This window comes from Escherichia sp. MR (assembly GCF_005280595.1).
GTDB classification, from domain to species: Bacteria; Pseudomonadota; Gammaproteobacteria; order Enterobacterales; family Enterobacteriaceae; genus Escherichia; species Escherichia ruysiae.
In genome coordinates this window covers 3,518-13,433 of record NZ_SZVK01000071.1, presented here as the reverse complement: position 1 = coordinate 13,433, position 9,916 = coordinate 3,518, and the positions used below count along the sequence as shown (strand labels likewise).

Here is a 9,916-nt window from a genome sequence, read left to right as displayed (position 1 = left end):
TCGGTGGAGCTGCATGACAAAGTCATCGGGCATTATCTGAACATAAAACACTATCAATAAGTTAGAGTCATTACCCAGTAAATGCATCAAATGGCATGAACTTAGCTACCAGTTCTGGCAATAGCCAGTAAGCCAGAACTGTGACTATTCCTGCCAATAGCGCCTGTACCTCCAGGCCTCCCCCTCAATGATCCAAATAAAGATAATGCATCCAACTGGTCATTCTCAGCAGCACTTTCCGCATCACCGAAACATGGCTGAAATGGTCGGAGTAAACTGCTACCTGGGCGTAGATGCCGTCGGGTAAGGCATCGATATCAGCGTTAGGGTCGAGTTCAATGGTTCCCAGCACACCATCCGTTCCGGGCACGACCGTTAACGATTGCAGCACCCCCTGCGCCTGATACGAACCGCCAGGCACCACCGGCAAAATACTGGTCAGTTTGCCGTGGAATACCTGCCCAGGCAGCGCGTTAAACACCACTTCTGCTTCATCACCGGGTTTCAGACGTAACAGTGAATTTTGCCGAAATTGGGCAACAATTTGCCGTTTTTGCTCAGGGATGAAGACCATTACCGGACGCAGCGGTAAAGCTGCCGCGTAAGTGCCTGGGCGGATCAGTACCTGAGTAACGTAGCCGTTGCTTGGTGCGCGAATAATGGTTTGCTCAAGGTTATATTTTGCTTCAGTAAGTTGCGCTCTTAAGCTGACAATCTGTGATTGCTCACCGTTGACCATGCTGTCGAGCTGGCTCTGGATCTGCGCCTGCTCCGCCACCGAACCTTTCACCAGCGCATCCTGCGCGAGGAAATTCTGCCGCGCGTCGTCGATGTCACGTTCTGAGAACGGATTGACCGTCGCCTGGCTGCCTTTCAGATAACGTTGATAATTTTTAAACAGTCGGTCGCGCTCCGCTGAAACCTGAGTGGTGTTGGCCTGCGCTTCAGTGAGCTGCGCGCGCAGCGTTTTGATATTATGCGTCGCCGTCATCAAATCAGCCTGGAGTCTGTCTACTCGCGCCTGATAACGTACCGGGTCGAGCTTAAAAAGCACTTCGCCCTTTTGAATAAGCTGATTATTTTTGTCGGTGACTTCAGTCACGATCCCCGTCACCTGTGGCGTGATGGGGATAGCTATCACTGCCTTTTGCGCGGTAAAAGTGTAAGGATGGTTGTAGTTCATCAATAAAATCAAACCACTCACCAGAAACACGCCACCCAGCGCCGCCGTCGCCAGCGTCCACTGATTCACCGGAATGCGGAAGATTTTAAATACTGCCCATGCCAGCGCCACGTAAGTTAAAACAATTAACAGATCCATAATCAGATCTCCGGGAACGTGGAATAGTCACTCTTTTTTTCAGCTGCAAGTTGGTGCTCCAGCCGGGAAATACGGTCAGAAAGCGCGGCAATTTCCGGGTCAGTCGCTTTCTCCTGCGACGCAACATGTGACTGCATTCCCCAGCCGCGCTCTGGCTGGTAAAGCGTTGCCCAGATCCACAGAAACGGCCAGATTACATGCAGGGTAAACAGACTTACCCAACCCGCCGTATGAATAGCGTCGGCGTGGGGATGGTTGCGCTTTTTGGCAATAAGATAGGGGATGTCATGTATCGCGATGATTCCATAAAAAATCACCAGAAAGACGAAGATCAGCACTCCCAACGCGAAGTAGTTTAGAAACATATCTGCCTCGGATTCACGCTTATCAGTGTTGTTTTTTGGCTGGCAGCCGGAAGGGAGTCAGGCTGATACTTTGACATTAATCTGCGTTTGCCAATCTCGCCATCACACCGAAGGATAATTTTAAAAGGCGATGAGTTGCTCAGTTACAAAACTGTCTTAAGGCAAAGTCAGAACATGTTGCAGATCACATCAGGTGAATTACCGAAGAAAATATCTTGTGATTCAGATCACAAAGATTCAACAAACCATCAAAATAAAATTGTGACATTACTCACATTTGAATGCCATTTTTAGCGAAAATCGCCGTCTTGTTGTTTTTTTACACAGTCATTTTGTGATGAATATCACGTCAATTACCTCTCTACCCCCTATATTTATGTGACTGATATCACACAAAAGGCCGCCGACTGGACAGTTAACCGATTCAGTGCCAGATTTCGCAGTATCTACAAGGTCCGGCTACCTCTGCCGCCACATTAACAAAAAACCTCGGGCTTCCAGCCTGCGCGACAGCAAACATAAGAAGGGGTGTTTTTATGTCATCCGATATTAAGATCAAAGTGCAAAGCTTTGGTCGTTTCCTCAGCAACATGGTGATGCCAAATATCGGCGCGTTTATCGCGTGGGGTATCATCACCGCGTTATTTATTCCAACAGGGTGGTTACCGAACGAAACGCTGGCGAAGCTGGTCGGGCCGATGATCACTTATCTCCTGCCGCTGCTGATCGGTTATACCGGTGGTAAGCTGGTAGGCGGCGAACGTGGCGGCGTGGTTGGTGCTATCACTACCATGGGCGTTATCGTCGGCGCAGACATGCCGATGTTCCTCGGTTCTATGATTGCAGGCCCGCTGGGCGGCTGGTGCATTAAGCACTTCGACCGCTGGGTAGACGGTAAGATCAAATCCGGTTTTGAGATGCTGGTGAATAACTTCTCCGCTGGCATCATCGGGATGATCCTCGCCATTCTGGCCTTCCTCGGCATTGGCCCGATTGTTGAAGCCCTGTCTAAAATGCTGGCTGCGGGCGTTAACTTCATGGTTGTCCATGACATGCTGCCGCTGGCGTCTATCTTTGTTGAACCGGCGAAAATCCTGTTCCTCAACAACGCCATTAACCACGGTATCTTCTCGCCGCTGGGTATTCAGCAGTCCCATGAACTGGGTAAATCCATCTTCTTCCTGATTGAAGCTAACCCGGGTCCAGGTATGGGCGTGCTGCTGGCGTACATGTTCTTTGGTCGTGGTAGTGCGAAACAGTCTGCGGGCGGTGCGGCAATCATCCACTTCCTGGGTGGTATCCACGAAATCTACTTCCCGTATGTACTGATGAATCCGCGTCTGATTCTGGCCGTTATCCTCGGCGGTATGACTGGCGTGTTCACGCTGACTATCCTGGGCGGTGGTCTGGTTTCTCCGGCATCTCCGGGTTCTATCCTCGCGGTACTGGCGATGACGCCAAAAGGTGCTTACTTCGCTAACATCGCGGGTGTGTGTGCGGCGATGGCGGTCTCCTTCGTTGTCTCTGCTATTTTGCTGAAAACCAGCAAAGTGAAAGAAGAAGACGATATTGAAGCAGCAACTCGTCGTATGCAGGACATGAAAGCTGAGTCTAAAGGTGCGTCTCCGCTGTCTGCGGGCGATGTGACTAACGACCTGAGCCACGTGCGTAAAATCATCGTTGCCTGTGACGCCGGTATGGGTTCCAGTGCGATGGGTGCAGGCGTGCTGCGTAAGAAAATTCAGGATGCAGGTCTGTCGCAGATTTCGGTCACTAACAGCGCGATCAACAACCTGCCGCCGGATGTAGATCTGGTCATCACTCACCGTGACCTGACTGAACGCGCTATGCGCCAGGTGCCGCAGGCACAGCATATTTCGCTGACTAACTTCCTCGACAGCGGCCTGTACACCAGCCTGACCGAACGTCTGGTTGCTGCCCAGCGTCATACTGAAAACGAAGTGAAAGTGAAAGACAGCTTTGACGATTCTAACGCCAATCTGTTTAAGCTCGGTGCGGAGAACATCTTCCTCGGTCGCAAAGCAGCCACCAAAGAAGAAGCGATTCGCTTTGCCGGCGAACAACTGGTGAAAGGCGGCTATGTTGAGCCGGAATACGTACAGGCGATGCTGGATCGTGAAAAACTGACCCCGACTTATCTGGGTGAGTCTATCGCAGTGCCGCACGGTACGGTTGAAGCGAAAGATCGCGTACTGAAAACGGGCGTGGTGTTCTGTCAGTATCCGGAAGGTGTGCGCTTCGGTGAAGAAGAAGATGACATTGCCCGCCTGGTGATTGGTATTGCTGCCCGTAATAACGAGCACATTCAGGTTATCACCAGCCTGACCAACGCGCTGGATGATGAATCCGTCATCGAGCGTCTGGCACACACCACCAGCGTGGATGAAGTGCTGGAACTGCTGGCAGGTCGTAAGTAATCCAGGCCCACCCTCTCCTCATGGAGACGGTGGGGCTGATTGCCTGATGCGCTTTGCTTATCAGGCCTACAAAACAAAGCGCAGTTTGTTAAATTTGCACGTTCTTGTAGGCCGGATAAGGCGTTTACGCCGCATCCGGCGCTGCCCCTCTCCACATGGAGAGGGTTTGGGTGAGGGAAAAGCCTCACCCCAGCCCTCTTGGGTAAAAACATTGATGAAGGTTAATACTATGAAAGCATTACATTTTGGCGCAGGTAATATCGGTCGTGGCTTTATCGGTAAACTGCTGGCAGACGCGGGTATCCAACTGACGTTTGCCGATGTCAATCAGGTGGTACTTGATGCCCTGAATGCCCGTCATAGCTATCAGGTTCACGTTGTCGGCGAAACCGAGCAGGTGGATACCGTTTCCGGCGTTAATGCCGTCAGCAGCATTGGCGACGACGTGGTTGATTTAATCGCCCAGGTTGATTTAGTCACCACCGCAGTTGGCCCGGTCGTGCTGGAACGCATTGCTCCGGCAATCGCCAAAGGGCTGGTGAAACGTAAAGAGCAAGGTAATGACTCCCCGCTGAACATTATCGCCTGTGAAAACATGGTACGCGGCACAACGCAACTGAAAGGCCATGTGATGAACGCCCTGCCGGAAGACGCCAAAGCGTGGGTAGAAGAACACGTTGGCTTTGTTGATTCCGCCGTTGACCGTATCGTACCGCCTTCAGCGTCTGCAACGAACGATCCGCTGGAAGTCACTGTAGAAACCTTCAGCGAATGGATTGTCGATAAAACTCAGTTCAAAGGCACGCTGCCAAACATTCCTGGTATGGAGTTAACCGACAACCTGATGGCGTTTGTCGAACGTAAGCTCTTCACCCTGAACACAGGCCATGCTATAACCGCGTACCTTGGAAAACTGGCGGGTCATCAGACTATTCGTGACGCGATTCTCGACGAGAAAATCCGTGCGGTGGTAAAAGGGGCGATGGAAGAAAGCGGCGCAGTACTGATTAAGCGTTACGGCTTTGACGCGGACAAGCACGCGGCGTACATCCAGAAAATCCTCGGTCGTTTTGAAAACCCGTATCTGAAAGATGATGTTGAGCGCGTAGGCCGTCAGCCGCTGCGTAAACTGAGTGCTGGCGACCGTCTGATCAAGCCGCTGCTGGGTACGCTGGAATATAGCTTGCCGCACAAAAATCTGATTGAAGGTATTGCCGCTGCAATGCACTTTTGCAGTGAAGATGATCCTCAGGCACAAGAACTGGCGGCGCTGATTGCCGACAAAGGTCCGCAGGCGGCGCTGGCACAGATTTCCGGTCTTGATGCCAACAGCGAGGTTGTATCCGAGGCGGTAACCGCTTATAACGCAATGCAATAATGATGAACCAGGCGCAGGACACCCTGCGCCCGAATAACAGATTGTCAGATATGCAGGCAACAATGGAACAAACCCAGGCCTTTGAAAACCGTGTGCTTGAGCGTCTGAATGCTGGCAAAACCGTGCGAAGCTTTCTGATTACCGCCGTCGATCTCCTGACCGAGGCGGTGAATCTTTTGGTGCTTCAGGTATTCCGCAAAGACGATTACGCGGTGAAGTATGCTGTAGAACCGTTACTCGACGGCGATGGTCCGCTGGGCGACCTGTCCGTGCGCTTAAAGCTGATTTATGGGCTTGGCGTAATTAGTCGCCATGAATACGAAGATGCGGAACTATTGATGGCACTGCGGGAAGAGCTGAACCACGACGGCAACGAGTACGCATTTACCGATGATGAAATTCTTGGGCCATTTGGCGAACTGCATTGCGTGGCGGCACTACCACCGCCGCCACAGTTTGAACCAATAGACTCCAGTTTGTATGCGATGCAAGTTCAGCGTTACCAACAGGCTGTGCGATCAACAATGGTCCTTTCACTGACAGAGCTGATTTCCAAAATCAGCTTAAAAAAAGCCTTTCAAAAGTAAGTACTTTCGCTTACTTCTCCTCTACCGGATTCGGCCGATAAAGTCGGCGATAATATTCCAGACGTTGTAGATATAACGGCACGCTTTCCTCAGGTATACCGGATGGAATCGCGTTACGGGGGGGAAGTTTATTCAGATACTCCCGGAACGCCTGGCTTGATGCCATGAAATCTACGGCTTTATCAATAAGAAGCGGAACGTTTTCACCTAATTTGCCCATAATAATATCTCCGTATTACCCCGCGCCGGGAAAGCGCGACCGCCGATTTTAGTTTAGATCCCGATAAAAATGACATTAAGGAAAACGTGCGAAATCCACAACGCTTGCCCTCACCTTCTGATTATATTGTTTATTAATCAATATATTATATGATTTTTGAACACAAGATTTGTTACCCGACAAAACTATTACAATGCCATCGGTTGTGAACAAAGCACCTCGTCGCGCATACTAGGGGCTATAAATTTATCTTTATCAGAAGCCATCCCATGAAAGAAGTCGAAAAAAACGAAATCAAACGTCTCAGCGATCGTCTGGACGCCATCCGTCACCAGCAGGCAGATCTGTCGCTGGTTGAAGCCGCAGACAAATATGCCGAGCTGGAAAAAGAGAAAGCTACACTGGAAGCTGAAATTGCCCGCCTGCGTGAAGTTCATAGCCAGAAACTCAGTAAGGAAGCACAAAAGCTAATGAAGATGCCGTTCCAGCGCGCGATTACCAAAAAAGAACAAGCCGATATGGGTAAGCTGAAGAAAAGCGTTCGGGGGCTTGTGGTTGTACATCCGATGACCGCACTGGGTCGTGAAATGGGTCTGCAAGAGATGACCGGGTTCTCAAAGACAGCGTTTTAACCCTCTTACCTGTATATCTCCCTCACATCCCGCGTTTCTAAATGCGGGATGTAACAAATATCCTCCTCTGTTTCCTCGTAGAGTCTACTTTTTACCAATGGCACTAAATCTGAAAATGCATTCAGTAAAAGGTTTGGTTCGACGCCTAAAAATGGAAGATATCATTCATAAAATAAAACTTTTGCCGTTATTTTTTCCATCCACATTCTAAAAACTCACCCAAAACATTTATTGTGTGAATATTAAATGAAAGCTATTTTTCTGCTTTAAATGCAGTGTTTGACATCTGATAACCCTCCTCATTAAAATCCGCCTCCCTAACACAATTAAACAATTTTAAAACTTAATAAATAATTTTCATAACAAATATATTCGCAACATTCATAAAGCCAGCCGTATAAATCGCAAAAGCATCAACCACAAATGGACACATCCCTTAGACCGCGTTGATATCAGGGATGATATGTAAGGATAACTTTATATGAAAGTGAATAAATTATTGATAAGCGTCCTGGCGGCTTCGACAATACTGATGCTGTCAGGTTGTGACTATGTCGAAAAAAACAAAATCGTTGATGAACTCACAAAACAACAAGAAGAACAAAAGGCCAGAATTGATCAACTCGAAAAACGACTAGAACAAGAAACCAAAAAGACAAACACCATTGAAAAACAAAGCATTAGTCTAATAAACAGTACAAAGCCGCTGGCTCAGGTAGTGAAAGAGATTAAGCATCATCAAGATACATTTGTCTTTACTGAATTTAACCCCGATCAAACAAAATATTTCATTTTAAATAACGGTTCGGTAGGTATTGCCGGCAGGGTGTTATCTGTTGAAGCAATAGAAAATGGCAGTGTTATTCATATGTCATTGGCCAATTTATTAAGTATTCCCGTATCAAATATTGGTTTTCATGCCACCTGGGGCGGTGAAAGACCGGGTGATATAAAAGAATATGCCAAATGGCAACAGCTACTATTTAGTACCACCATGAACTCCACGCTGAAATTATTACCAGGGCAATGGCAAGACATTAACTTAACGTTAAAAGGGGTGTCGCCCAATAACCTGAAATACCTGAAGTTGGCTATTAATATGCAGAATATCAACTTCGACAACCTTCCACCTGCTGATAACCGGCAGAAAAAAAGCAAAAAATAAATGCAGTCATTGCACTTATATCAAGGAATAGAGAGCAACAACAATGAACAAAATTTTTAAAGTTATCTGGAACCCGGCAACAGGGAGCTACAGCGTCGCCAGCGAAACGGCAAAAAGCCGTGGGAAAAAGAGCGGGCGCAGCAAGCTGTTAATTTCTGCGCTGGTTGCAGGTGGGTTGATGTCGTCGTTTGGAACGAGCGCTTCTGTCGGTCTCGATGGTGGTAAAAGTAGTGAAGATGTACCTGTTGAAGATTATTGGATTGCTATTGGTAAGGGTGCTAAAGCTTCATCGAAAACATCATCAGATGGCACGCCAGTAACGACAGCCTCAGTCGCGATAGGTTATTTGGCCGATGCCTCTGGTATAGGGGGATCAGCATATGGTTACCAAACCAAAGCAACGGGAGAGAGATCTTCGGCATTTGGGCAAGGTGCGGAAGCTACAGGAAGCCGGGCAATTGCAATCGGAAGTTCGAGTAGGACCGCTGGGGATTATGCAATTGCGCTGGGCGCTAGCGCCAGTAAGCTGAATTCCCTGGCGTTCGGGAATGCATCAACGGCTGATGGTGATGAGGCTATTGCTTTCGGATACGAGTCGCAGGCAAATGGTTTATATAGTCTGGCATTGGGTTCAGGCAGCATAGCTAACGCGGATAATAGCGTTGCGCTCGGAAAAGCGGCTCAGGCAACTAAAGCTGGAGCAATGGCTTTCGGTCAGGCAGGAAAGGCAGATGGTGTAAATTCTATTGCGTTGGGTAATAGTAGTCTGGCAGGTAACGAAAACAGTATTGCGATTGGACAAAAAAGCTCAGCAGGACCTGAAAACAGTATTGCGATTGGTGGCCAAACCAGTGTAACAGGTGCTAACTCCGTTGCCCTGGGCACAGGTTCTGTCGCAAAGCTAGAGAATAGTGTTTCTGTGGGGAACGACACACTACAGCGTAAAATTGTTAATATGGCAAAAGGGAGTATCGCTAAGGATAGCAACGATGCCATCAATGGCTCACAACTTTTTGATATTAGCAAATCAATAGCCGATCGCCTTGGTGGTGGAGCCTCCGTCGATACGACGGGGACAGGAATAGTTACCGCTCCTAGCTATCAACTGCAAAGCGGTGTCTTTGGTAATGTCGGCGACGCATTAGAGGGTCTCGACAATAATACGTTGCAATGGGACTCGGTTAAAAAGGCATACAGCGCAGCACACGGCTCCGATGCCACCAGCAAAATTACCAATATTAAGGATGGCGATATTTCTGCGACCAGTAAAGATGCGGTTAACGGCTCGCAGTTAAAAACCACTAACGACAATGTGGCAACCAACACCACTAATATCAGCAATCTGACTGGCGATGTTGCTAACAACACCACTAACATCACTAACCTGACGAATGACGTTGCCGCCAACACCACCAATATCACTAACCTGACTGATACGGTGACTAACCTTGGTGAAGATACGCTGAAATGGGATGACACCGCTGGCGTATTCACTGCCGCACACGGCACTGAAGCCACCAGCAAAATCACTAACGTTACGGCGGGTGAACTGACGGAGACCAGTACCGATGCGGTTAACGGTTCTCAGTTGAAAACCACTAACGATAACGTGGCAACCAACACCACTAATATCACCAACCTGACTGGCGATGTTGCTAACAACACCACCAATATCACTAATCTGACTGATACGGTGAATAGCCTCGGTGAAGATGCGCTGAAATGGGATGACGCCGCTGGCGTATTCACTGCCGCACACGGCACTGAAGCCACCAGCAAAATCACTAACGTTACGGCGGGTGAACTGACG

Annotated in this window: 10 protein-coding genes; 7 read left to right on the top strand and 3 right to left on the bottom strand. The window is 48.8% G+C overall.

Annotated elements, in window-relative coordinates:
* A partial coding sequence (locus FC814_RS23690; protein WP_071528444.1) for an IS1 family transposase occupies positions 1–60 on the top strand: 60 nt, incomplete at its 5' end.
* Between the two features lie 124 nt (positions 61–184).
* Here FC814_RS23690 and FC814_RS20665 read toward each other — a convergent pair.
* Positions 185–1,321, bottom strand: coding sequence for an HlyD family secretion protein (locus FC814_RS20665; protein WP_000364946.1), 1,137 nt, complete (start codon positions 1,319–1,321; stop codon positions 185–187).
* 2 nt (positions 1,322–1,323) lie between these two features.
* Positions 1,324–1,686 carry a DUF3302 domain-containing protein gene (locus tag FC814_RS20660; protein WP_000479623.1) on the bottom strand — a complete coding sequence of 121 codons (363 nt, stop codon included), beginning with the start codon at positions 1,684–1,686 and terminating at the stop codon, positions 1,324–1,326.
* Positions 1,687–2,222: 536 nt separating this feature from the next.
* On the opposite strand from FC814_RS20660, the gene mtlA reads away from it, so the two are divergent.
* The 3 genes from mtlA (at position 2,223) to mtlR (ending at position 6,089) form a co-directional block, all read left to right on the top strand.
* Positions 2,223–4,124 carry a PTS mannitol transporter subunit IICBA gene (gene mtlA / locus FC814_RS20655; RefSeq protein ID WP_137326399.1) on the top strand — a complete coding sequence of 634 codons (1,902 nt, stop codon included), beginning with the start codon at positions 2,223–2,225 and terminating at the stop codon, positions 4,122–4,124.
* A gap of 229 nt (positions 4,125–4,353) precedes the next feature.
* Positions 4,354–5,502 (top strand): mannitol-1-phosphate 5-dehydrogenase, encoded by a 1,149-nt coding sequence (mtlD, locus tag FC814_RS20650; RefSeq protein WP_137326398.1) that lies wholly within the window; start codon positions 4,354–4,356, stop codon positions 5,500–5,502.
* On the top strand, positions 5,502–6,089 hold the full coding sequence (gene mtlR / locus FC814_RS20645) for a mannitol operon repressor MtlR (protein ID WP_105290598.1): 588 nt from the start codon (positions 5,502–5,504) through the stop codon (positions 6,087–6,089). Before mtlD ends, mtlR begins: the two co-directional genes overlap by 1 nt.
* Positions 6,090–6,099: 10 nt before the next feature.
* On the opposite strand, the gene yibT is transcribed toward mtlR, so the two are convergent.
* Complete coding sequence (yibT, locus tag FC814_RS20640; RefSeq protein ID WP_000517102.1) at positions 6,100–6,309, bottom strand: protein YibT; 210 nt, start codon at positions 6,307–6,309, stop codon at positions 6,100–6,102.
* 269 nt (positions 6,310–6,578) lie between these two features.
* Between yibT and FC814_RS20635 the strand changes: the two genes are divergently transcribed.
* From FC814_RS20635 to FC814_RS23325, 3 genes are all read left to right on the top strand, one after another.
* The gene (locus FC814_RS20635; protein WP_000665680.1) at positions 6,579–6,941 is read left to right on the top strand and encodes a YibL family ribosome-associated protein; all 363 of its coding nucleotides are present in this window, start codon (positions 6,579–6,581) and stop codon (positions 6,939–6,941) included.
* Between the two features lie 481 nt (positions 6,942–7,422).
* Positions 7,423–8,106: a hypothetical protein gene (locus FC814_RS20630; protein ID WP_137326397.1), complete on the top strand. Its 684-nt coding sequence runs from the start codon at positions 7,423–7,425 to the stop codon at positions 8,104–8,106.
* A 43-nt stretch (positions 8,107–8,149) separates the two neighbouring features.
* The coding region (locus FC814_RS23325; RefSeq protein WP_301546383.1) for an ESPR-type extended signal peptide-containing protein at positions 8,150–9,916 on the top strand (1,767 nt) is incomplete at its 3' end.

Excerpts from the sequence above, each read along its gene's own strand:
- FC814_RS20665 (WP_000364946.1), bottom strand. The coding sequence starts at position 1,321 with ATGGATCTGTTAATTGTTTTAACTTACGTGGCGCTGGCATGGGCAGTA.
- FC814_RS20660 (WP_000479623.1), bottom strand. The coding sequence starts at position 1,686 with ATGTTTCTAAACTACTTCGCGTTGGGAGTGCTGATCTTCGTCTTTCTG.
- mtlA (WP_137326399.1), top strand. The coding sequence starts at position 2,223 with ATGTCATCCGATATTAAGATCAAAGTGCAAAGCTTTGGTCGTTTCCTC.
- mtlD (WP_137326398.1), top strand. The coding sequence starts at position 4,354 with ATGAAAGCATTACATTTTGGCGCAGGTAATATCGGTCGTGGCTTTATC.
- mtlR (WP_105290598.1), top strand. The coding sequence starts at position 5,502 with ATGATGAACCAGGCGCAGGACACCCTGCGCCCGAATAACAGATTGTCA.
- yibT (WP_000517102.1), bottom strand. The coding sequence starts at position 6,309 with ATGGGCAAATTAGGTGAAAACGTTCCGCTTCTTATTGATAAAGCCGTA.
- FC814_RS20635 (WP_000665680.1), top strand. The coding sequence starts at position 6,579 with ATGAAAGAAGTCGAAAAAAACGAAATCAAACGTCTCAGCGATCGTCTG.
- FC814_RS20630 (WP_137326397.1), top strand. The coding sequence starts at position 7,423 with ATGAAAGTGAATAAATTATTGATAAGCGTCCTGGCGGCTTCGACAATA.